We start from the raw sequence: 26,390 nt of genomic DNA, 5'->3' as shown, positions 1-26,390 counted from the left end.
TCTCTCCTAATTGATCATATAATCTATTTCTTTTGCTCTTTACACTCCTAATTATAGAGGTTATCACGATAGAAACCATGGATACTTTGTGAAATATTGAACAAAGTATTTGTCCTTTTTGTGAATTGTTATATTCCATTTTCGTCATATTTGTTACAATTGGAAAAATATTTATTATGTATTTATTGACATATAAAAAAAGAAGACGAGCGAATAAATTCGCTCGTCTTCTTTTTCCTGTTATTCCGCACTTAATTGACTTTTTAATTGCTGCACAATCATTGGATTCGCAGGTGCTGCCGGTTTGTAATAACTTTTTTGCTTTGCGTACTCATACATATTACGTTGGCGCATCTCATCTTGATTACGAATTTGAATTAACGTTTGATGTAACTGCTCATTATCAGACTGAGCAATATAATTTGCATAGCTTGTTAAACTTGCATTTAATCCTGCTAAATAATCATTTACCATATCTTTTTCATTCATGTTCCGCTTCCTCCTATCCTAGGAAAGTCATTAATTGCTGTTTCGTATTTCGTGCATCTTGCGCATCCTTTTGTAACATTTGTTTCAATTGTGGATCTGTACACGTTTCTGCATACTGCTCCAACTTGTTAATAATTGTTGCGTGTCCACCAATTAAATGACGTAAGTTTTCTACTTCAAGCTCTGTTAAATTTTGCATGGAATACTCCTACCTTTCTTTATTCGTTCACTGTTAGTATTTAGCTATTTTTTGATTGTATACATGAATTAACTTTTTCACGTGCATACAAAATAAAAGATGAATAGCTAAGCCATTCATCTTTTATACTGGTTATGTATTTATTTTTATAGAGATACAATCATACTTATACTCACAAGTAAGTTCCATACAATGTGTAAAATAATACTAGGTATAATAGATTGCGTCTTTTTGTATAACATTGCAAATACCATTCCCATAATCGTTGCTGTAATTAGAAGACCTCCATGAAGAATTCCAAAAATGAAGGAAGAAATAATGATACTAACTAAAAAATTATATCTCTTTTCTAAAAATCGATATAAAATACCTCGAAATAGAATTTCTTCTTTAACCGGTGTAATGATAGCAACACTTAACACATATATAATACTTTGTATGCTATTTTGAAGCCTTAAACTCCCTAATTGTTCCTTTTGTTCCGCTGCACTTTCAAAACTAAACACATGTAACATTAAATATTGTGATACTGCAATGATAATAAAACCAATTAATAGATATAAATATGTCTTCCCACTCTTCAAAACGGATACATCCCAAATAGATTTAATAAAATGAAAAACCGGTTTATAGGCTAATAAAACGATAGCAACAACAATTGCATCGAATAAGAGTAAATAATATCCTTCTAATTTAGTACTTAATGCTTCTTCTCCATAAATCTCAAAGGCTAAACCAAGAAATAATCCTCCTAGGAGTGAAATCCCTATAATCATTGCTATCATTACAAATAGATTTTTATATGTTATATTCTCGATTTTTCTTTCCACACTATACGCTTCTAACACTGTTTTACTCACAGTATCCCTCCAGTTATTCTCATTTACCTTATTAAAATCCTTGAATTTGAATATATGGATAATATAACAAAATTTACAAAAAGAATAATATGCAATTTTACATATTATGAAAACTTTATATTTTATAGTTTTAGGAATAGGATGGCTATGCAATAATTATTATATGAAATTTCAAAAAACACTTCCTATCCACCATAATCCTCGCATCATATAAAACTTATTAGTTAAAGGAGCAATAAACATGAAAACACATGACTTCCTTACAGAAATCCAGAAGGGCTCTGAGCCTAGTCCATATCAAGACCCCATCGTATTCAGTTTCGTTTGCTTTTTCTTAGCGATATATACATTTTTCAAACCTGCAAAATAATATCATTTCATAAGAAAAAGCCTACCATTCTTTTCGAATCATATGCACTAAAAAACCTTAGAATCACTTCTAAGGTTTTTGTTTACCTTGCTTCTTATTCACGTAACCCTTTAATAAACGTTTCCAATAATACATGTAAACTTATATCTAGATCTAACGGCAAACCAAATCCGCCTTGCTGTTCAATCGAAGCAAATCCATGACAAATACTTCTGAATCCGCGTGTCGCATGAAGTGCATTCTCTCCTTCTAAGCCATACTGTTGTAATACTTGAAGACAAAGCTTTACAATTCCGTCACCTGCTTTTCTTACTTCTTCATCTCGTAAAAAAGTTGCTTCATATAGTCCAGGATGTTTTCGGACAAATGCTACATACGCTTCTCCTAATGCATGAATTGCTTCGTCCGTATATTTACCCTCAGTAGCTTCTTCTAGTCTGTTATGCAGCTGTTTGATTCCGTAAATACCAAGATTTTTCCGTACATCTTGTAACCCTTTTACATGATTATATAGTGAGGGCGAACGTATCCCTAACCTTTGCGCTAATGAAGCTAACGTTACTTCTTGTATTCCATTTGTATCTGCAATTTCTGCAGCTGTTTCTACAATTTTCTGTAATGTAAGTCCGATTCTCGGTGACATAAATTAACCCTCTTTCTTACTTTCTATATTCCGTTTCGCTTCCTTAATAGCAAGCTCTATGACAGTCCCTGGATTCTTTATCATTTCCCCATGCCCTGCCGCAAGTAAGGAAGGCTCATATTCGCTTAACTTCTCTGCACTTTGTAATGATATTTCTTTGCTCCACGTTGCCATCGCAGGAAACGGAAACCAAAATTTCATTTGTCCCGAAACAGCCATACCTCCTCTTGTTTGGAATGCATCCCCAACAATAAGAGCTTTATTCCGTACATCAAGAAACGACATGGATCCTGGTGTATGTCCCGGTGTCATAATTGCAAGAAGCGATCCAACTCGGTCGCCATCTTCTAATAAAACATCAGGTACCGTTTTTACTTTTTTAGGTACACCGCCTTTTATCGGTATATTCGGTTCATCCTTTTGTAACGTCGTATCTCCTTCTAACAGCTTTGCGTCCCGCTTAGAAATATAGACTGGAACATGAGGAAGTACTTCCTTTAATGCATCTAATGCACCGATGTGATCATCATGCGCATGTGTTAATACAATTTTAGTAATTGGTTTTCCTATTTTCTCAGCCGCCTGTAAAATGCCTTTTGCGCTATATGGCAAAGCCGCATCAATTAAAGTTAAACCATCTTCTTCCTCTACAAAGTAACAATTTACAGGAAACGCTCTTGGCAAAAATGACAATTGATATAACGTTTTTTCATGTATCATCCTCATAGTCCCATCTCCCTTTTCACGAAAACTAATACCATTAGTTTTATTATACTAATAGCATTAGTTTTGTGTCACTAAAAAATTTCTTTTTTTCAAAAAAAAGAACAGTAGCCGTGTAAACGACTACTGTTCTTTAAAGATATTAAACTGTGTAACGCTCATCTTCTAAAATTTTCGCAGCGATTTCACGTTTCTTCGGAATTACGTTAAGTGGTGTGTGGCGAGTTAATTTACGTAATGATGATAACATCATGCGCAGCATGTCGCCGTTTTCAACTGCGATAAGTGTTTCTTTCGCATCTGCTTCGATTTCGTTAAATGCTTCTTGGCAGAATACTTCAGTGTATAACACTTTTTGTTTATTCTTTTCAAGACCAGTTGTTTTGATCGCTTTTTCTGTACGAAGAACAGCTGATTCCATTGCGTATAGATTGCTTACGATGTCAGCGATATTTACAAGAATTTCTTGCTCTTTATCTAATGCTTTACCATATTTTTGAGCCGCTAATCCAGCTACCATTAAGCCGATTTTCTTCGCATTAGTTACTAAATACTTTTGAAGTGCTAATGGCTCATCGCCTACTTCTTCTGGCATCATCATCATTAACTCTTCTTGTAATTTTTGTGCTTTTTGAAGAAGTGGTAATTCACCTTTCATCGCTTTACGTAAGAACGTACCTGGTACGATTAGGCGGTTAATTTCGTTCGTTCCTTCGAAAATACGGTTAATACGAGAATCACGGTACATTCTTTCAATCTCGTATTCTGCCATAAATCCGTAACCACCGTGAATTTGAACACCTTCATCTACTGTATAGTCTAATACTTCAGAACCAAATACTTTGTTTAAAGAGCACTCGATTGCATATTCAGCGATAGAAGCTGCTACTGCTTTACCATCTTTTACTTCTTCTTCAGATAATGTGCTCATGCGGCTTTCGAATAAACCTACTGTACGATATACAGAGCTTTCAGCTGCATATGTTTTTGCTGCCATATTCGCAAGTTTCTCTTGAATTAATGGGAAGCGAGCGATTGGTTGTTTGAACTGTTGACGTTGGTTTGCATATTGTGCTGAAATTTCTACTGCACGTTTCGCAGATCCAACTGTACCAACACCTAATTTATAACGACCGATATTTAAAATGTTGAATGCGATAATATGACCTTTACCGATTTCACCAAGTAAGTTTTCTTTCGGTACTAACGCATCTTCTAAAATTAACGTACGAGTTGAAGAACATTTAATACCCATTTTCTTTTCTTCTGGGCTTGTAGATACGCCAGCGTAGTCTTTCTCTACGATAAATGCTGAGAAGTGCTCTCCATCGATTTTTGCATATACAACGAATACGTCAGCGAATGCAGAGTTTGTAATCCACTGTTTTTCACCGTTTAATACATAATGTGTACCTTCTGCATTTAAACGTGCAGTTGTTTTTGCGCCTAATGCGTCAGATCCTGAACCTGGCTCTGTTAATGCGTATGCAGCTAATTTTTCACCAGTTGCAAGTAATGGTAAATACTTTTTCTTTTGCTCTTCGTTACCGAATAATACGATTGGTAAAGATCCGATACCTACGTGAGCACCGTGAGTAATTGCAAAACCACCAGCGCGAGAGAATTTCTCTGCGATTAACGCTGAGCTTACTTTATCAAGACCAATTCCGCCGTACTCTTCTGGTACGTCAGCGCCTAATAAACCAAGTTCTCCAGCTTCTTTTAAAAGACGAACTGAACGATCAAACTCATGTTGCTCTAAATATTCAAGCTCTGGAAGAACTTCATTTACGATAAAGTCCTCTGTCGTTTTAGCAATCATTTTATGCTCAGATGAAAAATCTTCTGGCGTAAACACTTGATCAATCGTAATCTCATCTACTAAAAAGCTACCGCCTTTAACCGCATTTCCTACTGTTTTTTCCATGAAAATTTCCTCCTTCATATTTTCATGAGCCGCTTCTCTCTTTTTGAAAGAAGCTGGCTCTCCCTTTTTTTATAAACCTTTGTTGCTTCCATTTTTTTATAATCCAGTTCCAGCGGCTAGAACAGTCGGTCGTTTCACCCCTTCCTGTGAGGCAAAAAGCGCCTCTTCGTCAAGGCTTCCAACGCCCTCCTGTTCTGAGCAAACCACTTTCACTTTTTTTATAGTCCAGTTCCAGCGGCTAGAATGTTCGGTGGCTTCGCTTCTTCCTACGAGGCAAAGAGCGCCTCTACGTCTGAAGCTCCATCCCCCTTACATTCTGAACAAGCCGCTTCCACTTTTTTTATAGTAATTCAAATACTCCCGCTGCTCCCATTCCGCCGCCGATACACATTGTTACGATACCGAATTGTTCGTTGCGACGTTTCATTTCGTGAATAAGAGATAGTGTTAGTTTTGCTCCTGTACAGCCAAGTGGATGTCCAAGTGCGATTGCACCACCGTTTACGTTTACTTTTTCTTCATCTAAACCAAGTTCACGAATAACTTGGATCGATTGAGAAGCAAATGCTTCATTTAGTTCGAATAAGCCAATATCAGATAACTCTAAGCCAGCTAGTTTTAACGCTTTTGGAATTGCAGCGATTGGGCCGATTCCCATTACTTCTGGTGGTACGCCAGCTACTGCAAATGAACGGAATTTCGCAAGTGGCTTCATGCCATCGCTCACTGCTTTTTCGCGATCCATTAATAATACAGATGCTGCACCATCACTCATTTGTGAAGAGTTACCAGCTGTTACAGAACCGCGAACGTTAAATGCTGGACGTAATTTACCTAAAATGTCTAGCGTCGTCTCTGCTCTTACACCTTCGTCTTGTGCGAAAGTGATTGTTTCTTCTTGAAGTTTATTGTTTGATCCAACCGAGCGTAACGTCACATCTACAGGTACTGTTTCATCAGCAAAGTTTCCTGCCGCTAATGCTTTCGCAGCACGTTGATGGCTTCTTACTGCAAATGCATCTTGCTCTTCACGAGAAATTCCATATTTCACAGCAACTTGCTCTGCTGTATGTCCCATACCCATATAATATTCTGGAGCCGCTTCTACAAGGCGACTATTCGGACGAACAACGTGTCCCATCATTGGAACTAAACTCATTGATTCTGCTCCGCCTGATAATACAGCTTCAGAGTGACCAAGCATAATACGCTCAGCTCCGTAAGCGATACTTTGTAAACCTGAAGAACAGTAACGGTTAATCGTAATAGCTGGAACATCGTAAGAAAGTCCTGCTAATCCGCCGATATTACGAGCCATATTTAAACCTTGCTCTGCTTCTGGCATCGCACAACCGAAAATTAAATCATCGATTGGTCCTTCATAATTTGCACGCTTTAACGTTTCCTTTACTACTAACGCCCCTAGATCGTCAGGACGAACTGTTTTTAATGAACCCCTCTTTGCTTTTCCAATTGGTGTTCTTGCTCCCGCAACAATGACAGCTTCTCTCATGAACGATATCTCCCCTCGTTATTAGTTACGTAATGGCTTTCCTTTTACAAGCATGTGCTGCATTCTTGCTTGTGATTTCATCTCACTTACTAAGCTAATAAATGCTTCACGTTCTACATCTAATAAATATTGCTCATCAACTTCTGTTCCGTACGGCACTTTTCCGCCCGCAATGACATATGCAAGTTTCTTAGCAATGTGAAGATCGTACTCTGAAATGTAACCAGATAAATGCATTGCTTCAGCACCAAGTGCAAGAGTTGCATATCCTGTTTCCCCAACAACTGGTATCTTTTTACGGATCGGCGCTTTATAACCAGCTTCATATAAAGCAAGTGCTTTCTGTTTCGCATCGTATAGTAAGTGATCACCATTCACACTAATACCATCTTTATCACCTAAGAAGTTATGAGAAACTGCTTCTTGTCCTGAAGTTGAAACTTTCGCCATTGCGACTGTTTCGAACACTTTATTTGCAACTTTTTGCAGATCAAACTCTACACCGTTTGCCATTTTGTTTAAGTGTTTAATGTATAGCTCTTTATTACCGCCTCCGCCAGGGATTAAGCCAACACCAACTTCTACTAAGCCCATATACGTTTCACTAGAAGCTTGAATGCTCGCTGCTGGTAAGCAAACTTCTGTACCTCCGCCAAGCGTCATACCGTATGGTGCTGCTACAACTGGCTTAGAAGAGTACTTAATTTTCGTCATTGCATCTTGGAAGTTTTTCACAACCCACTCAATTTCAAAGTAGTTGTCGTCTTGTGCTTCCATTAAGATCATTGCTAGGTTCGCACCAACGCAGAAGTTCTTCGATTGGTTACCGATAACAAGACCTTTATAATTCTTTTCTACTTCATCAACAGCGTAGTTAATCATTTGCGTAATATCCATACCGATTGCATTACTCTTCGAATGGAACTCTAAGCAAAGGATGCCGTCGCCTAAATCAATTAAGCTCGCTCCGCTATTTTTCTTTAATACACCATTTTTCGCTTTTAATTGCTTAAGAGAAATTGCTTTTTTATTACGTTCGATTAGCTTATATTCGCCATTATCGTAATAGTAGCTATCGCCGTTATCATGTTTATAGAAAGTAGTGAAACCTTTCTCTAACATTTCTTTCACCCAAGTAGGAACGACTACGCCGTTTTCTTCCATCTTTTGAACAGATTTTTCAACGCCGATTGCATCCCAAACTTCAAACGGTCCTTGCTCCCAGCCGAAGCCCCACTTCATCGCTTGGTCAATTGCAACGATATCGTCAGCAATTTCTTTATGCAGTTTTGCAGAGTATAAAAGAGTTGGTGTAATGATGTTCCATAATAACTCTCCTGCACGGTCTTTCGCGTATACAAGCGCTTTCAATTTATTCGCTAATCCTTTTTCTTGTTTACTTAACTCTACGGATGCAGCTTTTAATTTTTTACGCGCTTCGTATTCCATCGTTTCAGGATTTAATTCTAAAATTTCTTTTCCTTGTTTTAAGAAGAAGCCTTGCCCCGTTTTACTTCCAAGCCATTTTTTCTCAAGCATGTCATGCATGAAAGCTGGTACTTTAAATACATCACGCTCTTCTTCTTGCACATTTTCATATACGTTATTTGCAACGTGTACGAATGTATCTAAACCGACAACATCTAATGTGCGGAACGTTGCGCTCTTCGGACGACCAATAAGTGGGCCTGTTACAGAATCAACTTCCCCAATGCTATAGCCGCGTTTTACCATCTCTTGAAGAGTAACAAGTAAACCGTACGTACCGATGCGGTTTCCAATAAAGTTTGGTGTATCTTTTGCGATAACAACGCCTTTTCCAAGAACGTCTTCGCCAAATAGTTTCATGAAGCTTAATACTTGTGGATCTGTTTCTTTCGTCGGTATTACCTCTAGAAGTTTTAAATATCGTGGTGGGTTAAAAAAGTGTGTGCCTAAGAAGTGTTTCTGGAAGTCGTCTGAACGACCTTCTGCCATTTTTTCAACTGAAATGCCTGACGTATTCGAGCTTACAATTGAGCCCGGTTTACGAACAGCGTCTACTTTTTCAAATAATTTCTTTTTAATATCTAAGTTTTCAACTACTACTTCAATAATCCAATCTACATCAGCTAGACGCTCAAGATCATCTTCTAAGTTACCTGCTTCAATCAGTGCTAGATTTCCTTTCACTGTCAGAGGAGCTGGTTTTTGCTTTAATAGTTTTTGCACAGCCGTATTACTAAAACGATTTCTCACACTTTTATGTTCTAATGTAAGTCCCTTCGCTTCTTCTTCTTTCGTAAGCGCAGGTGGTACAATATCAAGCAATAATGTCGGAATACCAATATTAGCTAAGTGTGCCGCAATTCCCGAACCCATTACGCCTGAACCTAGAACAGCAGCCTTTTTAATTTGGAACATCCAATTCTCCCCCTATTCTTGAATGAATGCTCATTCAATTTTTCGACATAAGTCGCAATCAATGAGTGAGCCTCTACTAATAAATATATGATACTGTTTAAATTTTCGCAATATATTTATTGATAAAATTTTCTGAAATAAATATTTTTCTTTCATTTGGCCATGCTATATATGTATTTTCTTCACTAAAATACACTTTCCCTTTTTATAATCTGACGAAACTGGAGGAATATATATGGCAAAACTTAAGAAGAACCCTTCAAAGGCTGGAATTAGTGCAGCTAGTGTAACTGGAAATGCAGGTCCGCATAACCACGGCGTGGAAAAAGGACGTCAAGGTAATAACCAACAATATAAAAAGCATAATATGGGCGAAAAATAACGCTATATTTTTGGGCAGAGAACGTGGCATAATGATTAATGGCTGCTTTTTCTGCCCAATTTATTTGTAACAAATGAGGGAATTATAATGAAACGAACAATAGTTATGATTGTAATGATTGCTACACTATTTACAGGGATGATTTTCTTCTCTTATGCACAAAGGCAACAATCTGTAAGAGCTGATCAACCTAATATTACTGGGCAATACGGAGTTACAATCGATGCAGACACAGGTGAAATTTTGTATGGGAAACGTGAAGACGAACGCTCTTATCCGGCTAGTATAGCCAAAATGATGACAACCCTTCTTTTACTAGAGAATGTAAAAGAAGATGAAGAAATTACAGTTACAGAAAACGCAATTAAAACAGAAAGTCAAAGCAAGAAAATTAAACTTCGTGCTGGAGAAAAATTAAAGCGTGATGAGGCATTAAAACTTATGCTTATCATTAGTGCAGATCCAATAGCTGAATCAATTGCAGAACATATCGCAGGATCAAAAAATGAATTTGTGAAAATGATGAATGCTAGAGCGAAGGAACTTGGTACAAAGCATGCGACTTTCAAGAACGCAAGTGGTGCTGATGCACTTGGAAATAAAGTATCGCCATATGACATTGCTATTATTACGAAAGAAGCATTAAAGTATCCAGTTGTTTTAGAATATATGAATTCAACACGTACAACTCTACATACTTCAGAACGCTCTCCAAACATCGCAAACTACGGACGAGAAGAACTATATGACGATCCATATGCGATTGGAAGTAAAAGCGGTCTATCAGCACTTGGCAAATATACAGTCGTAACAGTGGATGAAAAAGACGGTAAACGTGTCATTAATGTTGTATTATCTTCTACCCGCAAGCAACTGTATCCTGATACGAAGAAAATGGCACATTATGCATTTCAGCAATTAAAATAACCAAGGAGTATTTTCTCCTTGGTTATTTTTTAACCATACCTTTTAATACGAACGCAACGTTTGCTGGACGCTCTGCTAGACGACGCATGAAATATCCATACCAGTCGTTTCCATAAGGTACGTAAACTCGCATTTTGTAGCCTTCTTTTACTAGCTCAAGTTGACGCTCATTACGAATACCATATAACATTTGGAATTCAAATTGATCCCTTGGAATGTTGTGTTCTTCAGCAAGTTTTTTTGTATATTCAATAATCGCTTCGTCATGTGAAGCAATTGCAGTATAATTTCCATTTAATAAGTGCATTTTAATAATTTTTTTATAATTGTCATCTACATCTTTCTTGTCTGGGAATGCCACTTCTTCAGGTTCTTTATAAGCACCTTTTACAAGACGTAAATTGGGATTATAAGCATTTAAATCTTCAATATCTTTTTCTGTACGATATAGGTAAGCTTGAATAACAGTACCAATATTATCGTATTCAGATTTTAATTGTTTAAAGATATCAATTGTTTTACCACAGCGTGTATAGTCTTCCATATCAATGGTAACGAACACACCATTTTCTTTCGCCGCTTCTAAAATACGGCGCATATTGTTCATTACGATTTCATCAGAGATATCTAATCCCATAGAAGTCATCTTTAAAGAAAGCTGCGAATCAAGACCTTCTCTTCCAATTGCACGGATTGCTTCAATCGATTGGTTAGCCATTTCATTTGCTTCCGCTTCATTATCAACGAATTCCCCTAAATAATCGATTGTTACACAAAGTCCTTGCTTGTTCAATTGTTTAATAGCTGCTGTCGCTAATTCAATTGTCTCCCCTGCGACAAAGCGACCTGCACCAAAGCGTAAACCGTACTTTTTAGCCAGTTTTGTTAGCGCTTTATTTTTAGATAAGAAAAGAAACGAATTTCGCATTAATTGTTCCATGTAATTCACCCCTATGACTTGATTTATCTGTTTTTTACCCCTCTTCAAAATTATATCATTGTTTAAAATTATTGGATACAAATAATTATTTAGATAATTTATAAAATACTATAAAAACATTTAAAACCCTATATTTCCGCTTATAAATATAACTGAAATATTTTTCGACATTTAGAAAAATGGAGTTTACTAGGCATAAAATAGGCATGTCGAAAATATTCGACATGCCTATAAAACCCTTAATATTCCATGTAAATTATATAAGGATATTAATACAGAAAACTTACGATTATATTTCCCTCAAGTTTTTTTATTGCTCATTTCGCTTCTCTTCATTCAGCCTTTTAATATCCGTAATTAACTGCACCATCTCTTCTTTCGCATCGGGATACGTCTCATTCCAATGCTTCACTAAAGCTGGCATCGTCTTCGCTATGTAAGAATAAAGTGCCCACTTCTGTACCTGTTCTTTTCTCTCTTCATTGCTCTCTCCAAGTAACAGTTCCGTGTATTTCTCTAACAACCCGTCAAATTGTTCGTTAAACTTTTCACTCATCTTATTTACCTCCTATATGAAAAAAGCAGCGAAAATCGCTGCTTTTCTTTATAATTTTGATCGAACAGAGTTTAATTTTTTCTCCATTGTGCTTACTTTATCACGACGATCATCAATACGAATTGTTGTTGCAACACGCTGTGCACCTTTCGTATATGGAACTTCATGCATTTGTTGAATTACTTCTAGAATGACAGGAAGATCTCCTTCAATAATTGTATTCATCGGTGTTAATTGATACTTCACGCGATCCGCATTTTTCTCTAGCACCTTTTGTACTTCTGCTACATATTCACTAACACTTGGATTACCTGTTCCTACTGGAATAATCGATACATCAACAATTGCCATAGTAGTCTTCCTCCTATAATCGTTTCTTATATATCCATTGTCTATTTTACCGAAATCCTCATCATTTTACTAATATGTTACTCTTCCACTTTAAACTGCTCGACTAATCTTTCTAAATCTCTCATATGTTCTGTCAAACTTTCCATCGTGTGAGCTACCTTTTCTAAATGATTCACCTGTGATTCCGTTGCAGCATGTACCTCTTCAGAAACAGCTGCACTTTCTTGACTCGTACCAGCAATTGTATGCATTACCTCTGTAATTTCCCCTTGCTCGTAACCTATGTTATGTACCTCTTCTACAATTTTTTCAACTGAAGTACTAATCGTATTTACGACTGACATAATTGTGCGGAACTCCATTTCCGCCTCTGTCGTCACTTTATTTTGCACATCTGCAATGTCTTTCAATTTACTTACAACTTCTACAACCCTTTTTACTTCTAATTGTACATCACCAATCATCGTTGTGATTTCTCCGGTTGCCTCTTTTGATTGTTCCGCTAATTTCCGAACCTCTTCAGCAACAACCGCAAATCCCTTACCTTGCTCACCTGCACGGGCAGCTTCAATCGATGCATTTAAAGCAAGTAAATTTGTTTGATCCGAAATGCCTTTTATAAGCTCAACAACATTTTGAATCGATCCAACTCTTTGTTCTAACTTATCCGATGCTTCTTCTGTATGAACAACAATCGAAGATGATTGTCCCCTCGTACGGATTAAATTCCTCATTGTATTTAATCCTTGCTTAGATGCCTCTTCCGCTTTGCCAGCCACTCCTTTTATTTCACCAACGGAGCTATTCATTTGTTCCACTGACTCCGCCATATTCTCGAGCTGAGCTGAAACTTCATCCACACCATTCGCAAGAGTAGAGGCTCCTCCACTCACATCATCCATTGCTCCTGAAACTTCTCTACTAGCCGCTACTGTTTCATTCGTTAAGTAATGTAAACTATTCGTTGATTGTTGCACCGTTGATACGCTGTTTTTAATTTTACTTACCATTTCATTCATTTGTTCAACCATATCATTAAAGTGCTTAGTCAACTCTCCAACTTCATCTTTACTTGTCACTTTCATTCGCAGCGTTAAATCGCCTTCTGCTACTTTTTGCACGTGATTCTTTAATAGTTGCAGTGGTCTTGCTAATCTTCTTGAGAACAAGTAGGAAGCTACGATTCCAACTAATAAACTAATACATGCCATTATAATAACTGTATTTCTCGTACTATTTAATAGCCCATCGATTGTTTCTTTCGGATAAAAGATTCCTATCGTCCATTTCATCGTATCAAATGATTGACTATAAACAACTACATCTTCACTTTTTATTGTAGTGACCGCATATTTTGTTACCTCTTTATTTAAGCTCTTTATAAGTGGCTCTTTAGAAACATCTTTCCCTATCTTTTCTGGATAAACAAGAGCCATATTTTTATCATTTATAATAAACATTTCTCCATCATTATTGTATTGAATATTGTGAAGCAACTTCTGAATCGTCCCAAGCGATACATCCATCGCAACAACGCCTAATACAGACCCATCTTGAGCTGTAATTGCTTTAGAAACACCTACACTTAACTTTCCTGTTGCAATTTCATAAGAAGGTTGTCCCCAGTGGACCTTTTTTACATCAGCCTCTGAATCTTTATACCATGGTCTTGTCGTTGGATCGTATCCTTCTGGCACTTGCCCACCTTCAGCAAGATTGGCACTTAATGTTTTTTTATCTTTCGTACCAATATATAAATCTAAAATACCAGGATGATTCTTTTTATACTCTGCAAACTCTTTCGTTAAAAACGCTTCCTCTTCTGGAGTAACCCCACCTTGAAGTATATTACGAATCATCTCACTGTTCGCGTAATACCCCATATCTTCATCCGTTCTTTGAACAAATGTCGTAAGTTGCTCTGTCACAAGATCCATCGCATTTTGAGAATACTCGTCTAAGGAACGCACTTCCTTTTCTTTCTGTAATTGATACACAGCTGTACCCAATATTACGAACATCATAGAAATAAGTACTGAAAACACTACCGCAATTTTTAAACGTAAACTTCTTAACATCTTCCCCAAAGCATCCCCTTCGCATTAAATTAAAATCTTATTAATCATTATATTAAGTATAATAGATAAAATTAAAAAATTGAAATTAATTCTCACCTTAATACAATTAGAAAACGGACTACCACTTGTGCAAAAACAAATAGTTCATTATCCTTAAAATATAATCTCATTCGTTCGGAGGGAACTATGTTACAAAAATTCGGTTTCTCACAATATGAAAGCCAAGCTTATGAAGTTGTCGTATCAAGCAATGAACCATTAGATGCTACAACAATTGTGAAGCATTCAGGTGTTCCAAAAGCAAAAATATATGAAGTGCTAGCACGCCTAATCGATAAAGGAATGGTAATGGATTCTGTTTCAGAAAAGAAAAAATTGTATACAGCATTACCACTAAAGCTAGCAATTGAAAAATTAACGACAGAATTCCAATCAAATATTAAAGAACTGGAAACAAATATATCAAAAAAATCATTTACAGATGACCGTGTGTGGAGCTTAAAAATGCAATCTTCTATTCGAGTTCAAAGTAAAGAACTCATTGAAAGTGCAAAAGAATCAATCCGCATTTCAGCTTGGAATGATACTCTTTTAGAATATCTTCCTTTACTAGAACAAAAAGCAAAACAAGGTGTTCAAATTGAATCCCTTATTGTTGGAGAAGTAGAAACAAACTTAGAAAACATGCATTTTCTAATCCCAGCTGAAGAACCTAATGCATTAGAGCGCTACTTGCTACTCATCGTTGACGATCGTGAAATTTTATTTGCTGGCGTAGAACAAGAGTCATGGCAAGCAATGAAAACAATGTCACAACCATTTGTAAAGTTCTTTACAGAATTTTTCTATCATGACGTTGCACTTGCAAAGATTACCCAGAAACACCATGACCTCTTTATGGAAGATGAGGAAATTAAGAGTTTGTTAATGAAATTAAGATACTAATTAAATAATAAAAAGGAGTCTAGTTTTTCACTTAGACTCCTTTTCGTTTTGTTCCTTTATCTCAATCAACAGCTCAATGATTTTCTCATTTTGCTCCACTTGTTTCTCTGAATTTTGATAGATGAAACGAACCCATCTAAGTGCAAAAATAATAAGAAACAAAGGGAGCATTGAAATTAGAAGACCAATAATTGAAAAATTCGTATACATATCCATCACCTCGCTATATACAACGTTCTCCATACATCTACTAAAACCTGCAATTTTTTACAAAAAAAAGAACCTATCAAACGATAGATTCTTCTTTTGCAAACTGAGTAGAACGTCCTCTTGTAATCGAGAAAATCGCACAAAGCAGCGCTAATATAATAAAGCCACCGCCTACCCAAGCGTTATATATAACAGATGATTTTTCAATAACAACTCCGCCTACTGTTGAACCGAGCGCAATCCCTAAGTGAAGGGCAGAGTTATTTAAACTTTGCTGAATACCAGCTGATTCTGGTGCAATTTCAATTAAATAGTTTTGTTGCGCTGGTGAAATCGCCCAGCTCAGCATACTCCAAAGTCCCATCATAATGATGAAGAGCGGGAATGAGAATGTCATTAATGGCAGTATGAAGATTGCACACGCAAATACGATAATGATAGAAATAATACTTTTCTTCGATCCCCATTTATCAGCAAGCCAGCCACCGAATCCGCCACCAATTACTGCTGCGATTCCGAAAATAAAGTAAAACACACTAATCCAGTTTGCTTCAACATGCATGACATCTTTTAAAAACGGTGTTAAATATGCATACAATGTTAAATGCCCTGTTAAAAACAAAAATGATGTTAACTGTGCACTTACAATTTTTTTATCTTTTAAAGTAGCAAGTTGTTCTTTTATTGATAATACCGATGTCGGTGGTACTTTCGTTAAGAATAATGAAATACAAGCAATTGCCATAACTGTTAATACCGAAATTAATACAAATGGTGCACGCCATCCGTATGCATTTCCGAGTACAAGACCAAGCGGTACTCCAAGTACAAGTGATCCACTAATTCCCATAAAAATGATTCCAATTGCACGCGCACGAAAATGCGGTTCTACTACACTAGAAGCAAGTGTTACCGATAGTGCAATAATTAATGAACCACTGGCCGCACAAATAACCCTTGAGAACATCAGCATTCCGTAATTCACACTAAATGCCGAAATAATATTTCCGATTAAGAAAATCGATAATGCTCCAACATACAATGTTTTTCTTTCAAACTTCCCTGTCAAAGCTAATAAAACTGGACCTGACAAAGCAAATACTACCGAAAATATTGTTATAAGCTGACCAGCTGCACTAATAGATACTCCTAAATCATTGGCAACTAAATCGAGCGTTCCTCCTATAATTAGCTCAACCGTTCCGACTACAAAAGCCGCGATAGCTAAAATATAAACACGAAAATTCAAGTCTTTCCCCACGCTTTCTATTTTGGTTACTACCATCATAGTAACCAAAATAGAAAGTGGAAGCAAGTACAATTTTTTTACAGTAAAAAAGGTAGGCGTATAATACGCCTACCTTTTCATCATTCTGTTTCTTTCTTCTTATTCAAGTACCAATACACCGGCAGTCCCGTAAATACAATTCCAATCGATAAGAAACAACTTACTGGATCGTTAATAATCGCACTACCAATTACAAATAACGAACCTAAAATCGCTACGATTGGTACGATTGGGAATAACGGTACACTATATGCACGCTCTTTATTCTTATTACGTTTTCTTAAAATAAAGACACCAATAAACGTCATTACATAGAAAATATAAATAATGAATACGGAAATCTCAGATAGCTTATTTGGATCACTAATAATCATTAAAATAATTCCTAAAATGATTTCAACAGTAATCGCATTTGCTGGTGTTTTAAATCTCGGACTTTCCTTTGCAATAAACTTAGAAAATGGAAGTTGTCCACGCTCTGCCATAGACATTGGGATACGTGGGAACGTTAAAATCTTTCCATTTAAACAGCCGAAAATAGAAACGATAATACCGATACTAATAATTTTTCCGCCATATTCTCCAAGTAACATGCCTGCAGCTGTCGCTGTTGCATTTTCTCCAAGGTCTACAATTTTCGCTGCTGGTAATACATTTAATAACGCCAAGTTAATTAATACGTAAGCAGCCGTTACGATTAAAATCCCTACTGTCATTGCTTTCGGTAATAACTTTGTTGGATTCTTCATTTCTCCACCAATCGAAGCAAGTAAAATCCAGCCGTCATAAGCAAATAACGTTGCTAAAATTGCCATACCGATACTTTGATTTTCCGATATCGGTACAACTACGTTAAAAATATCGCTATTCCCTTTCCAGAAACCTAGCACAACAATTAACACAATCGGAATCATCTTCCCAATTGTCGTGATTGTTTGAACGATACCTCCGTATTTTGTTCCCATACTATTTACAACGCCAAGGAACACAACCGTTCCAATTGCGATTGGTAAATTCCACACTTTATCTAAATAGAAAAAATTAATCATTAAAGAACTAAAGTATAAACCTAATGTTCCGATAATAGCAGGTCCATAAACAATTGTTTGCATCCAACCTGATAAATATCCCCAAAAACTTCCGTAAATCTCCTCTAAATACGTATACAACCCACCATTTTTCGGGATTTGCGCTCCAATTTCAGCTACTGTTAAACCACTTGCTAGCGTCAACAGACCACCAATTACCCAAGCAAGAATGGCCATATTAGAACTCCCCGAGTAATCTAATACGCTCCCTGGTTTCATAAACACACCAGATCCAATAATCGTTCCTACTACGATAGAAAGTGCTACTGTTAAACCAATTTTGTTCTTCTCATCATGATGCATGCTGCGTATCCTCCTTCCAATCCTAGTGTGATGCAAAAATGAAATAAAAAAACACTCCTCCCTAAAAAAGGGACGAGTGTTGTATTCGTGGTTCCACCCTTGTTTCAATTCGTAAAGTAATACACTTCACCAATTTCTCAAGTCTAAATAACGGTTTTTGCCGGCAAGCAATTACTAGATGCTCGTTCACTGCTGCAGTTCAGAGGTGGTAATCTATTTTTCCGTATTAGGAAGCTCACAGCCAAAGGCTTCCCTCTCTGAGAATCGTAAAAAATTGATCGTGTCCTCATCATCACTTCTTGATGTCGAATTTTGTAGTTATTGTTCATTATATTGAATTGTTAGAAAAAATCAATATATTTTTTATATAACATAGGAAATATTTATCTTCTTATATTATAACAGAAGCTGTAATATTTCTCTAATTCCCTCGTATCTTTGGAGCAGTGTAGCTGTAAAAATTATATCAGCGATTTTTCAAATATATCGATTTACCAACAAAAAACGCCAACAATAAAAGGAGGTCTTTCAAAAGAAAGCCCCCTCACGCCTGTACCTTTCGGTTGCCCACACGAAAGATACGACTTCATTCAATTATTTCTCATCTTTTTTCATAAAAAACTTATGGTGCGGTAAATCAACATTCAATGCCTCTAATTGTTTCTTTTCATTGTCTAAAATCGCTTTTGCTTTTGTTTTTGTTGCTTCATCTAATCCTGCAAAGATGTCTTCATGCTTCTCTTTCTCTGGAAGTTTCACACCTAATTTTGTTAATTCTTCTTTTGCTTGCTCATGCGTTAATTTTCCAGATTTCTTTTGCTCTAAAATTGACTTTGCTTTTGCTTTTGCCTGTTCATCTAAGTTAGCAAACATGTCTCCATGTTTACCTTTCTCCGGCATTTTCACGCCTAGCTTTGTTAATTCCTCTTTTGCTTGCTCATGCGTTAATTTTCCAGATTTCTTTTGCTCTAAAATCGACTTCGCTTTCTCTTTCGCCTGTTCATCTAATTTAGCAAACATGTCTCCACGCTTACCTTTCTCCGGCATTTTTACGCCTAACTTTGTTAATTCCTCTTTTGCTTGTTCACGTGTTAGTTTTCCGGATTTCTCTTGCTCTAAAATTGACTTCGCTTTTTCTTTCGCCTGTTCATCTAATCCTGCAAACATGTCTTTACGCTTCTCTTTCTCCGGAAGCTTTACACCTAGTTCCTGTAACTGTTTCTTTGTATCGTCCATAATCGTTTTTACTTTTTGTTTTGTAGCGTCATCTAAATCTTTTTTCGCTGTTTTTGTCGCTTGCTCAGCTTTTGGAGTATTTGTTGCCGCGAATGCCGGAACACCGACTCCTCCAATGATTCCGAATGATAAAGCACCTGCAATCGCTAAATAACCAACTGTTTTCTTCTTCATAGGAAATTTCCTCCTTCATATTTCTAAAGCATGTACACTTTCGTATACACCGCCAATAGTAATATTGGTTTCTTAAAATTTCCTTAACGATTGAAATAAAAAACACCGCTCGTAATGAGCGGTGTTTCTCTATGCTTTTTGTAATTGTAACTCTTCACGTTCCATTATTTTTCTTAATACAATTGTTTGTGTCATTGTAAATAAGTTACCTGTTATCCAGTACAACACAAGTCCTGATGGCGCCGCAAACCCCATAAATAGAATCATTGCTGGCATCATAATTTGCTGCATCTTTAGCATCTGCACTTGTTCTCCAGGTGTAATATTCGATTGGAAAACTTTCATCTGAATAAATGTCGTTAACGCTGCAATAATCGGTAATATATGATATGGATCTGCATGTCCTAGGTTCACCCATAAAAACGAAGATGTGCGAATCTCTTCCGTTCTGCTAATCGCATAATACAAAGCAGAGAAAATCGGCATTTGTATAAAAATTGGCCAGCAACCAGCAAGTGGATTCCAACCGCCTGATTTCATTAGTTCTGACATTTCTTTTTGATACTGCTTTTGTTTTTCAAGGTCTTTGCTTACATCACCGTATTTTTTCTTTAGCTTCTGCAATTCAGGTTGCATTTTCTTCATTTTCGCTTGGCTGCGATATTGCGAAACAGCTAATGGAATCATGGCTGAACGAATAACGAGCGTCATAATAATGATAGCAACCCCGAAGCTAGCTCCCGGTATATGATGAGCAACAAATTGAATCATATACGAGATTGGATATACGAAATAATGGTTCCATATCCCCGTACTATGTGAATCAATTGTGCCTGCATTACTGCAGCCAGATAAAACAAAAACAAGTACTACTGATAAACTAATGAGCGCAGCTCGGTATGATTTTAACATGTTCATTCCTCCAATGTTTCGTAATTATTTAGCGAAACATTGGTGTATACGGACCAACCTCATCATTCTCTTCACTTGATTCTTGTCTGCGTACGGAACGAATCATTCCATATTTATAAAAAATTGAAAATAGCGGTACATTTCCCGCACTATCTTCACATGTATCAACTAACGTAAAAGCTCTTTGTCTACCGCTTGATGCTTGTTGACGCACAAAGCGAGAAACATTAGCAAGGAAGAAAACTTCTAATAAACAAAGTGCTGTCGTTACAAACGATATATATAGAATTGCATCCTGCAATAAAAATTCCATCGCTTCACATCCTTAATAAGGTCATTTTAGCACATCGGGCAAACATTCTCTATTTCCTTTTATTTTCAAAAAAAGTATTTTGCATATTTTCTCAAGAAAACAATAATTAAGAAACGTTGTATTCGCTTTCTTTAGTATATTCACACACATCAATGAATAGGCTTGATTTATTAGAAATTTATAAAATTTTTGCATTATAATAAAACTATTGCCAGTTTTTGAAAAAACCTTTATTCTCTTCTTGTAATCAAAAATGAATATGGAGATGAAACATACTATGGGTCAACTAGGAGACGCCGATTACGTTCCCGACACCGCCTTTTTATCCTTCCCAGCAGCTAAAACATTTCACTTAGAATTTATGATACAGTTGGTTGTTATTTTTATAGCTTCTATTTTGTATGCAATTTCTATGAATATGTTTTTTATCCCGCATAATATGATTAGCGGTGGATTCGCTGGTGTAGGGATGATTATCGGTTATTTAATGCACTACAATATCGGTGCACTTATCTTTTTACTAAACATTCCTCTTCTTATTTTAAGTCACTTTTACTTAGGAAAGAAGACAACCTTTTTAACAGCGTACTTTGTAGCTGTGTCATCGTTAGCGATGAACATTATCCCGGTACACCAAGTTTCAGACGATATTTTACTTTCTTCTGTATTCGGTGGTGTTATCTGCGGAGCAGCTTCAGGAATTATATTCCGATTTGCTTCTTCAACAGGTGGTTTTGATGTTGTTGGATTGATTGTAGCGAAATATCGAGATGTTTCAATTGGAGCAATCATATTTGTATTCAACTTAATCTTACTTGTAGCAGCAGGTTTTATTTTCGGATGGGATATTACACTTTATACGTTAATTAGTCGATTTGTAGTCAGCAAAGTTATCGACGCTGTGCATACGAAACATATTAAATTAACGATAATGACTATTACAGAAAAAGGCGAGGAAATAAAAAGCGCACTACTACATCACGGCATACGCGGGGTGACAATGGTAGACGCTGTCGGCGGCTATACAAACCATAAGAAAAAAATGATTTACACTGTCGTGACTCGCTATGAGTTAGGCGAAATGAAACGTATTATCCGTCAAGTGGATAACAAAGCATTTATGAACATTACTGAAACAGTTGAAATTGTCGGCCGTTTCAAACGCATATAAAACAGGTTAATAAATTAAAGGGCATAACATATTAGTCATATATGTTATGCCCTTTGTTATTCAACTAACGTACCTTTTAGCATAATAAAATCACTAAGTTTATTACTACAAATCGGAGGATAGCATTCCATATACAATACTATCTGTCCATTCATCTTTATTCCAAAAATCTTGTATGAAATGGGCTTCCTTTCTCATGCCTATTCGTTCACACAATTTTTGTGAAGCTGTATTACGTGCATCAAGATTAGCCTGTATACGATGTACATTACATTCATTAAATAATTTCAATACCAAACTACTTACTGCTTCTGTTGCCAAACCTCTCCCAGCTACTTCATTTGAAAAACTATAACCAATCTCAACAGTGTCTTTCATATTTGTGTACCATACTGATAAATCACCAACTACTTTAGTTTTGTATATAACTGCCAAACTTAATATTGTTTCTTTAGTAAGTACATTATTTGCTAGCTTCTTATTAAATCTTTCCTGCATATCTTCATGAGTCCACTTATTATGTAATAGGAACTTACATGTATCATCACTATTATAAATAGCAAATACATCCTGTAAATCAGTACTCTTAAAAGGTCTAATTATTAATCTTTCTGTTGTGAACTCCAAGTTAGCTCTCCTCCCTTACATTCATGCTATAAAACATTTTTTATAGTATTTAGGCCTCATTCTTAGATTTCACCTTGATTACATATTTCATCATAATAAATTAAAATCCTTCTTCCACTAAACTGCACCGTTAATGGTATTTCCTTACGCTTTTTATTTTTTACACTTATTACAAAATCAGATAATTCTATTATTATGTCCCTAAATGTGTTATAATGAAAGCAGACTCACAAAAAAAAGAGTATATAGACTTGGAAGTTTCTCTTATTTTACAAGCAAAAAGAAACGAGCAGTCGGGTATATTTCAGACACCATACACGTAACGGTTTAAACAACCGATCATCTTAGTTACTCTTCAATGATCTTTTTATAAAAAGATACGTACAATTAAAACTCACTTCAATATACTATACCTACCTTTTTGACTTCCAAATCATCTTATTACATAGGGAGATGAACATATGAATCAATATATACGATATACAATAGCTGTCCTGTTTGCTATTATCGGCGGAACAATCTGCTTCTGGACAAACACTCAGCTTGGAGAGAATATCATTTTTAATGGAATCGAAACGCTTGTAAGCGCTTCAATTTTAGGCGGATACATTTACTTCCTCTTCAATCCAGAAGAAAATGCTCAAAAAACAATGTTATTAACAATGATCGGAATCGTTGGTGGATGTATTTCCTACTCAATGACAAACTATACATTACCACTTCAATTAAGCTCAGCTTTCTTCCACGGTCTATGGACTTGGTTCATTGCATTCTGCCTAGCAGACGTATTCAACCTATTACAAGACACTGAAGAAGATAGCGGTCGTCAAATTGAAAGTAACTCTTAAGCTGGAAGATACTCTTCCAGCTTTTTTATGTTGGTTTGCATACCCCGCATCACGATAAAAAGAAGTTGCCCTCACGGCAACTTCTTTCTCACATACCCCATCCAGTACCAACCGGATTATATCAGCGATTCTCCATATATATCGGCGATTTCTCCACTTATATCAGCGATTTTTTCATTATATCGACCGTTCGACACAGGATATCGACTTACCGGCAATTTTCGGCAACCTATTTATGCTCTATACCCTGCCACTACAATAAAAAGAAGCTACCCAACGGCAACTTCTTTTCCACATACCCCACTTCGTATTCACTAAAATATATCAACGATTTTTCAAATATATCGATCATTTCTCCACTTATATCAACGATTTTTTCATTATATCAACGGTTCAACACAAGATATCGATTTAACGACAACCTTCGACACTCGAAACGCACAATATACCCTATCCCCCAAGCAACTTACTGCCGAACTCTACGATTAAAAAGATAATTAATAGGATCGCGAGTATCTTTAATGCTACATATGCCACTTTAAAAACAACATAAATGAGCAAGACTATCAAAATAATTGATAAAATTTCCATATTTACTTCCTCCAAGCTTTGCTCTTCTTATCTCATTTTACTCGCCCCAGGCTGTTTATGGAACGGCATAAGGCGACATAGAAAAAAGAGGATACCTCATCCATCGTAAGATACCCTCACCTTCAACTGCTCAAACCATTCTCTTTCTAATTGTAAATATCCAATCTCACTCTTCTCGGCGCTCTTTAATTCTTTATCAGCTTTCTTCATATAAGTATGGGAAGCTTCTAAATCATTCTCTAAATATTTGATAATTCCTTGTGTACGATAATATCCGTTTAAGTCCATTTTTGTAATAGCCTTTGCATGTTCCTTTGCTTCTTGCAAAGAAAGACTATCCATCTCATAAAGGGCTTTATATAAAAGATACCAACTATGAAAACTACTAACGAAAAACTTATTTTCTTTCGTTACAGGTAGTTGAACAATTCTTTCTATATACGGTATCGCTCTTTCCATTCCCTCTTGATCTGCACGAGCAAAAAAGACAAGCATAAGTCTACTCATTATCTCTCTTATCCCTTTATTCTCTTTTATTTTCTCCTCACTCAATTCTACTAATCTTTCATCCCAATCTTTCGGTCTTTTATAACTAAATAACTCACTCGATATTTGAATCTCATATAAATGATTTCTAGCTCTTTCATCATCTTTAATTAAAATAAGAAATTGCATCCCATCACTCATAAGCGTTCCTTTTATCGGCACAATTGTAACCGCAAAGATTGCAAAATGGAAAAAGGAAAAATATAAAAGATATTGATAATAACTCACCATGTATATGTAACCGGAAGTAATACCAAACAGTAAACTCGTAATTGGTCCACCTAAAGTGAGCCACGCCCATTTTTTCGAAAGATTCGGTGTCTCTATAGAAGGTGGTACTAGTGTTGCAACGCCTCCAAAGTAAGCCCATAATTTATTTGCTCGAATGCGTAATTTTCCCTTTTCTTTTTGAATAGTAATGGGTCCTACTGTCATAAATTTAAATGTTAAACCACCTATTACACCAAATACTACATGTCCTAGCTCATGAATGGCTAACACTAATAATGAAATTCCAACTATTGCCCATAGGTTCAAAATTACTTCTAATTTCCCAGTTCGGATTACTCCGTATAAAATGGACAGAATTAACGCCACTGTCATTGAGCCAGCTGGCCTTCTTAAAATATCCACCTTTTTCTCCCCTTAATAAATCATTTTCCTTTGCATTTCGTACATGAACTTCCCAAGATGCAATATCCAAATAAATGAGATTAAGCCAATTAATACAAAATCTATATTACTAGCAGCTGTATATATAACGGCAGCCCACCATACATATGCCAATATTGTATTCGTAAATTCATATGCTTTATATCCAGCCTCATGCACAATGTGCTTTAATCCTTCATCTGCGTTTTTCGTCCACATTTTCATAGATTCCATATACGTTACACCTTGTTCAGGATATAGCTTATTATAACGATTTTTTGTTATGAGTCCGATAATTACTACAGTAGTTAAACAAACAATAGAAGCTACTAAATTCCACACCGCAAATGAAACATTTGTATCCTGCAACAGTGCACGTCTACATGTAATAACTGCATATACAAACCATGCCTGCGTCACTATATCACCTACACGTAAATATATACTTATAATGCCTAATTTTCTGCCTTGTACGCTCTCTTCTTCATCGCGTGCCTCTGCTAACATACGTGTATTCTTCCAAGTATAGTACATCATTAAAATTCCAAAAATAGTACATATACCTATAAATGTATTGGATGATAATTTTCTCGGTTCATCCGAGAGTAAATTTAAAGCTATATAAGACGTTAAAAATCCTCCTATCATACTTAATGCTATTTTCCCCACAGAATCAAATTGTTTTTTTCGCTTACTCTTCATCGTCCTCTTCCCCCTCTACTAACGTAAATATTTCCTCCACCGGTACATTGAAAATTTGTGCGATTTTTAACGACAATACGATAGATGGTGCATAATCCCCACGCTCAATTAAACTAATCGTTTGCCGTGATGATCCAATCGCTTTCCCTAAATCCCCTTGTGATAAACGATGCTTTGCTCGCAATTCCCTCACTCGATTTTGAAGCTTCATGTCTTCCCTCTTTTTCATTTATTTAATTCAAATTGTAAATAATATCCTTATTTTTGTCAATTATATTTGTCATTACGACTATAATAATTGACAAGATACTTATTTCTTATCTTGTATCAAATTCCTATAAAGAATGTAAAATGTGCATTAAACATAGTCTTAAAAATAAAATAAAGAAGGCAGTGCTTTTGCACTGCCTTCCTAAATTCTGAC

General features: G+C 36.1%; 28 protein-coding genes, 1 pseudogene and 1 other annotated feature. Of the genes and pseudogenes, 5 read left to right on the top strand and 24 right to left on the bottom strand.

The window, feature by feature from the left end; genetic code table 11:
- Positions 1-240: 240 nt before the first annotated feature.
- From D1166_RS09835 to D1166_RS09800, 8 genes are all read right to left on the bottom strand, one after another.
- Positions 241-489 (bottom strand): spore coat protein, encoded by a 249-nt coding sequence (locus D1166_RS09835; RefSeq protein ID WP_001002987.1) that lies wholly within the window; start codon positions 487-489, stop codon positions 241-243.
- Between the two features lie 13 nt (positions 490-502).
- Positions 503-688 (bottom strand): hypothetical protein, encoded by a 186-nt coding sequence (locus D1166_RS09830; RefSeq protein WP_001180551.1) that lies wholly within the window; start codon positions 686-688, stop codon positions 503-505.
- A 146-nt stretch (positions 689-834) separates the two neighbouring features.
- Positions 835-1,548, bottom strand: coding sequence for a CPBP family intramembrane glutamic endopeptidase (locus tag D1166_RS09825; protein ID WP_065702912.1), 714 nt, complete (start codon positions 1,546-1,548; stop codon positions 835-837).
- Between the two features lie 464 nt (positions 1,549-2,012).
- Complete coding sequence (locus D1166_RS09820) at positions 2,013-2,561, bottom strand: TetR/AcrR family transcriptional regulator (protein WP_053514367.1); 549 nt, start codon at positions 2,559-2,561, stop codon at positions 2,013-2,015.
- Between the two features lie 3 nt (positions 2,562-2,564).
- Positions 2,565-3,287: an MBL fold metallo-hydrolase gene (locus D1166_RS09815; RefSeq protein ID WP_001242324.1), complete on the bottom strand. Its 723-nt coding sequence runs from the start codon at positions 3,285-3,287 to the stop codon at positions 2,565-2,567.
- 139 nt (positions 3,288-3,426) lie between these two features.
- The gene (locus D1166_RS09810; RefSeq protein ID WP_000416291.1) at positions 3,427-5,211 is read right to left on the bottom strand and encodes an acyl-CoA dehydrogenase family protein; all 1,785 of its coding nucleotides are present in this window, start codon (positions 5,209-5,211) and stop codon (positions 3,427-3,429) included.
- A gap of 340 nt (positions 5,212-5,551) precedes the next feature.
- Positions 5,552-6,724, bottom strand: a complete 1,173-nt coding sequence (locus D1166_RS09805; protein WP_001206324.1) for an acetyl-CoA C-acetyltransferase — start codon at positions 6,722-6,724, stop codon at positions 5,552-5,554.
- A 21-nt stretch (positions 6,725-6,745) separates the two neighbouring features.
- On the bottom strand, positions 6,746-9,127 hold the full coding sequence (locus tag D1166_RS09800; protein ID WP_000486378.1) for a 3-hydroxyacyl-CoA dehydrogenase/enoyl-CoA hydratase family protein: 2,382 nt from the start codon (positions 9,125-9,127) through the stop codon (positions 6,746-6,748).
- Positions 9,128-9,362: 235 nt separating this feature from the next.
- Between D1166_RS09800 and D1166_RS09795 the strand changes: the two genes are divergently transcribed.
- Positions 9,363-9,509 carry a YuzL family protein gene (locus D1166_RS09795; protein WP_001096344.1) on the top strand — a complete coding sequence of 49 codons (147 nt, stop codon included), beginning with the start codon at positions 9,363-9,365 and terminating at the stop codon, positions 9,507-9,509.
- An 87-nt stretch (positions 9,510-9,596) separates the two neighbouring features.
- Positions 9,597-10,436, top strand: coding sequence for a D-alanyl-D-alanine carboxypeptidase family protein (locus D1166_RS09790; RefSeq protein WP_000831483.1), 840 nt, complete (start codon positions 9,597-9,599; stop codon positions 10,434-10,436).
- Between the two features lie 22 nt (positions 10,437-10,458).
- Here the strand turns inward: D1166_RS09790 and D1166_RS09785 are convergent, their stop codons facing one another.
- The 5 genes and pseudogenes from D1166_RS09785 to D1166_RS32305 form a co-directional block, all read right to left on the bottom strand.
- Positions 10,459-11,376: a proline dehydrogenase family protein gene (locus tag D1166_RS09785; RefSeq protein WP_000436772.1), complete on the bottom strand. Its 918-nt coding sequence runs from the start codon at positions 11,374-11,376 to the stop codon at positions 10,459-10,461.
- A gap of 310 nt (positions 11,377-11,686) precedes the next feature.
- Positions 11,687-11,932, bottom strand: a complete 246-nt coding sequence (locus D1166_RS09780) for a YusU family protein (RefSeq protein ID WP_001290594.1) — start codon at positions 11,930-11,932, stop codon at positions 11,687-11,689.
- A gap of 48 nt (positions 11,933-11,980) precedes the next feature.
- Complete coding sequence (locus D1166_RS09775) at positions 11,981-12,283, bottom strand: MTH1187 family thiamine-binding protein (RefSeq protein ID WP_001018860.1); 303 nt, start codon at positions 12,281-12,283, stop codon at positions 11,981-11,983.
- A 77-nt stretch (positions 12,284-12,360) separates the two neighbouring features.
- Positions 12,361-13,185 carry a methyl-accepting chemotaxis protein gene (locus D1166_RS32310; protein ID WP_481747869.1) on the bottom strand — a complete coding sequence of 275 codons (825 nt, stop codon included), beginning with the start codon at positions 13,183-13,185 and terminating at the stop codon, positions 12,361-12,363.
- A gap of 123 nt (positions 13,186-13,308) precedes the next feature.
- A pseudogene (locus D1166_RS32305) lies at positions 13,309-14,304 on the bottom strand (cache domain-containing protein); the annotation flags it as partial.
- A 243-nt stretch (positions 14,305-14,547) separates the two neighbouring features.
- On the opposite strand from D1166_RS32305, the gene D1166_RS09765 reads away from it, so the two are divergent.
- Complete coding sequence (locus tag D1166_RS09765; protein ID WP_000939480.1) at positions 14,548-15,306, top strand: TrmB family transcriptional regulator; 759 nt, start codon at positions 14,548-14,550, stop codon at positions 15,304-15,306.
- 27 nt (positions 15,307-15,333) lie between these two features.
- Here the strand turns inward: D1166_RS09765 and D1166_RS09760 are convergent, their stop codons facing one another.
- The 6 genes from D1166_RS09760 to D1166_RS09735 all read right to left on the bottom strand — a co-directional run bounded on the left by D1166_RS09760 (position 15,334) and on the right by D1166_RS09735 (position 20,830).
- Positions 15,334-15,516: a hypothetical protein gene (locus tag D1166_RS09760; protein ID WP_000288470.1), complete on the bottom strand. Its 183-nt coding sequence runs from the start codon at positions 15,514-15,516 to the stop codon at positions 15,334-15,336.
- Between the two features lie 76 nt (positions 15,517-15,592).
- On the bottom strand, positions 15,593-16,777 hold the full coding sequence (locus tag D1166_RS09755) for an MFS transporter (protein ID WP_033697573.1): 1,185 nt from the start codon (positions 16,775-16,777) through the stop codon (positions 15,593-15,595).
- Positions 16,778-16,884: 107 nt separating this feature from the next.
- Positions 16,885-18,195 carry an APC family permease gene (locus D1166_RS09750; protein WP_000546312.1) on the bottom strand — a complete coding sequence of 437 codons (1,311 nt, stop codon included), beginning with the start codon at positions 18,193-18,195 and terminating at the stop codon, positions 16,885-16,887.
- A 65-nt stretch (positions 18,196-18,260) separates the two neighbouring features.
- Positions 18,261-18,497: a binding site (T-box leader), on the bottom strand.
- A gap of 292 nt (positions 18,498-18,789) precedes the next feature.
- Positions 18,790-19,605, bottom strand: a complete 816-nt coding sequence (locus D1166_RS09745; RefSeq protein WP_098283600.1) for a hypothetical protein — start codon at positions 19,603-19,605, stop codon at positions 18,790-18,792.
- 129 nt (positions 19,606-19,734) lie between these two features.
- Positions 19,735-20,517: a membrane protein insertase YidC gene (locus D1166_RS09740; RefSeq protein ID WP_000920519.1), complete on the bottom strand. Its 783-nt coding sequence runs from the start codon at positions 20,515-20,517 to the stop codon at positions 19,735-19,737.
- A gap of 28 nt (positions 20,518-20,545) precedes the next feature.
- Positions 20,546-20,830, bottom strand: a complete 285-nt coding sequence (locus D1166_RS09735; RefSeq protein ID WP_000394934.1) for a hypothetical protein — start codon at positions 20,828-20,830, stop codon at positions 20,546-20,548.
- A 277-nt stretch (positions 20,831-21,107) separates the two neighbouring features.
- Between D1166_RS09735 and D1166_RS09730 the strand changes: the two genes are divergently transcribed.
- Positions 21,108-22,001 (top strand): YitT family protein, encoded by an 894-nt coding sequence (locus D1166_RS09730; protein ID WP_000530044.1) that lies wholly within the window; start codon positions 21,108-21,110, stop codon positions 21,999-22,001.
- 105 nt (positions 22,002-22,106) lie between these two features.
- On the opposite strand, the gene D1166_RS09725 is transcribed toward D1166_RS09730, so the two are convergent.
- On the bottom strand, positions 22,107-22,628 hold the full coding sequence (locus D1166_RS09725; RefSeq protein WP_016110904.1) for a GNAT family N-acetyltransferase: 522 nt from the start codon (positions 22,626-22,628) through the stop codon (positions 22,107-22,109).
- Positions 22,629-23,089: 461 nt separating this feature from the next.
- Between D1166_RS09725 and D1166_RS09720 the strand changes: the two genes are divergently transcribed.
- On the top strand, positions 23,090-23,476 hold the full coding sequence (locus tag D1166_RS09720) for a DUF3938 domain-containing protein (protein ID WP_001077776.1): 387 nt from the start codon (positions 23,090-23,092) through the stop codon (positions 23,474-23,476).
- Between the two features lie 450 nt (positions 23,477-23,926).
- On the opposite strand, the gene D1166_RS09710 is transcribed toward D1166_RS09720, so the two are convergent.
- The 4 genes from D1166_RS09710 to D1166_RS09695 form a co-directional block, all read right to left on the bottom strand.
- A complete protein-coding gene (locus D1166_RS09710) occupies positions 23,927-24,067 on the bottom strand; it encodes a DUF3985 family protein (protein ID WP_000404758.1) in 141 nt (46 codons plus the stop codon).
- A gap of 96 nt (positions 24,068-24,163) precedes the next feature.
- Positions 24,164-25,216 carry a site-2 protease family protein gene (locus D1166_RS09705; protein WP_033668377.1) on the bottom strand — a complete coding sequence of 351 codons (1,053 nt, stop codon included), beginning with the start codon at positions 25,214-25,216 and terminating at the stop codon, positions 24,164-24,166.
- A 42-nt stretch (positions 25,217-25,258) separates the two neighbouring features.
- Entirely contained in the window at positions 25,259-25,966 is a 708-nt protein-coding gene (locus tag D1166_RS09700; RefSeq protein WP_016110907.1) for a DUF3169 family protein, read from the bottom strand.
- Positions 25,956-26,177 (bottom strand): helix-turn-helix transcriptional regulator, encoded by a 222-nt coding sequence (locus D1166_RS09695; RefSeq protein WP_000776168.1) that lies wholly within the window; start codon positions 26,175-26,177, stop codon positions 25,956-25,958. Before D1166_RS09695 ends, D1166_RS09700 begins: the two co-directional genes overlap by 11 nt.
- Between the last annotated feature and the right edge of the window lie 213 nt (positions 26,178-26,390).

It is taken from the genome of Bacillus sp. ISO11 (genome assembly GCF_003458115.1).
GTDB lineage: Bacteria > Bacillota > Bacilli > Bacillales > Bacillaceae_G > Bacillus_A > Bacillus_A cereus.
This window is presented reverse-complemented; position numbering and strand designations above follow the sequence as displayed.

Excerpts from the sequence above, each read along its gene's own strand:
- D1166_RS09835 (WP_001002987.1), bottom strand. The coding sequence starts at position 489 with ATGAATGAAAAAGATATGGTAAATGATTATTTAGCAGGATTAAATGCA.
- D1166_RS09830 (WP_001180551.1), bottom strand. The coding sequence starts at position 688 with ATGCAAAATTTAACAGAGCTTGAAGTAGAAAACTTACGTCATTTAATT.
- D1166_RS09820 (WP_053514367.1), bottom strand. The coding sequence starts at position 2,561 with ATGTCACCGAGAATCGGACTTACATTACAGAAAATTGTAGAAACAGCT.
- D1166_RS09815 (WP_001242324.1), bottom strand. The coding sequence starts at position 3,287 with ATGAGGATGATACATGAAAAAACGTTATATCAATTGTCATTTTTGCCA.
- D1166_RS09810 (WP_000416291.1), bottom strand. The coding sequence starts at position 5,211 with ATGGAAAAAACAGTAGGAAATGCGGTTAAAGGCGGTAGCTTTTTAGTA.
- D1166_RS09805 (WP_001206324.1), bottom strand. The coding sequence starts at position 6,724 with ATGAGAGAAGCTGTCATTGTTGCGGGAGCAAGAACACCAATTGGAAAA.
- D1166_RS09800 (WP_000486378.1), bottom strand. The coding sequence starts at position 9,127 with ATGTTCCAAATTAAAAAGGCTGCTGTTCTAGGTTCAGGCGTAATGGGT.
- D1166_RS09795 (WP_001096344.1), top strand. The coding sequence starts at position 9,363 with ATGGCAAAACTTAAGAAGAACCCTTCAAAGGCTGGAATTAGTGCAGCT.
- D1166_RS09790 (WP_000831483.1), top strand. The coding sequence starts at position 9,597 with ATGAAACGAACAATAGTTATGATTGTAATGATTGCTACACTATTTACA.
- D1166_RS09785 (WP_000436772.1), bottom strand. The coding sequence starts at position 11,376 with ATGGAACAATTAATGCGAAATTCGTTTCTTTTCTTATCTAAAAATAAA.
- D1166_RS09780 (WP_001290594.1), bottom strand. The coding sequence starts at position 11,932 with ATGAGTGAAAAGTTTAACGAACAATTTGACGGGTTGTTAGAGAAATAC.
- D1166_RS09775 (WP_001018860.1), bottom strand. The coding sequence starts at position 12,283 with ATGGCAATTGTTGATGTATCGATTATTCCAGTAGGAACAGGTAATCCA.
- D1166_RS32310 (WP_481747869.1), bottom strand. The coding sequence starts at position 13,185 with ATGGATGATGTGAGTGGAGGAGCCTCTACTCTTGCGAATGGTGTGGAT.
- D1166_RS09765 (WP_000939480.1), top strand. The coding sequence starts at position 14,548 with ATGTTACAAAAATTCGGTTTCTCACAATATGAAAGCCAAGCTTATGAA.
- D1166_RS09760 (WP_000288470.1), bottom strand. The coding sequence starts at position 15,516 with ATGTATACGAATTTTTCAATTATTGGTCTTCTAATTTCAATGCTCCCT.
- D1166_RS09750 (WP_000546312.1), bottom strand. The coding sequence starts at position 18,195 with ATGCATCATGATGAGAAGAACAAAATTGGTTTAACAGTAGCACTTTCT.
- D1166_RS09745 (WP_098283600.1), bottom strand. The coding sequence starts at position 19,605 with ATGAAGAAGAAAACAGTTGGTTATTTAGCGATTGCAGGTGCTTTATCA.
- D1166_RS09740 (WP_000920519.1), bottom strand. The coding sequence starts at position 20,517 with ATGTTAAAATCATACCGAGCTGCGCTCATTAGTTTATCAGTAGTACTT.
- D1166_RS09735 (WP_000394934.1), bottom strand. The coding sequence starts at position 20,830 with ATGGAATTTTTATTGCAGGATGCAATTCTATATATATCGTTTGTAACG.
- D1166_RS09730 (WP_000530044.1), top strand. The coding sequence starts at position 21,108 with ATGGGTCAACTAGGAGACGCCGATTACGTTCCCGACACCGCCTTTTTA.
- D1166_RS09720 (WP_001077776.1), top strand. The coding sequence starts at position 23,090 with ATGAATCAATATATACGATATACAATAGCTGTCCTGTTTGCTATTATC.
- D1166_RS09710 (WP_000404758.1), bottom strand. The coding sequence starts at position 24,067 with ATGGAAATTTTATCAATTATTTTGATAGTCTTGCTCATTTATGTTGTT.
- D1166_RS09705 (WP_033668377.1), bottom strand. The coding sequence starts at position 25,216 with ATGACAGTGGCGTTAATTCTGTCCATTTTATACGGAGTAATCCGAACT.
- D1166_RS09700 (WP_016110907.1), bottom strand. The coding sequence starts at position 25,966 with ATGAAGAGTAAGCGAAAAAAACAATTTGATTCTGTGGGGAAAATAGCA.
- D1166_RS09695 (WP_000776168.1), bottom strand. The coding sequence starts at position 26,177 with ATGAAGCTTCAAAATCGAGTGAGGGAATTGCGAGCAAAGCATCGTTTA.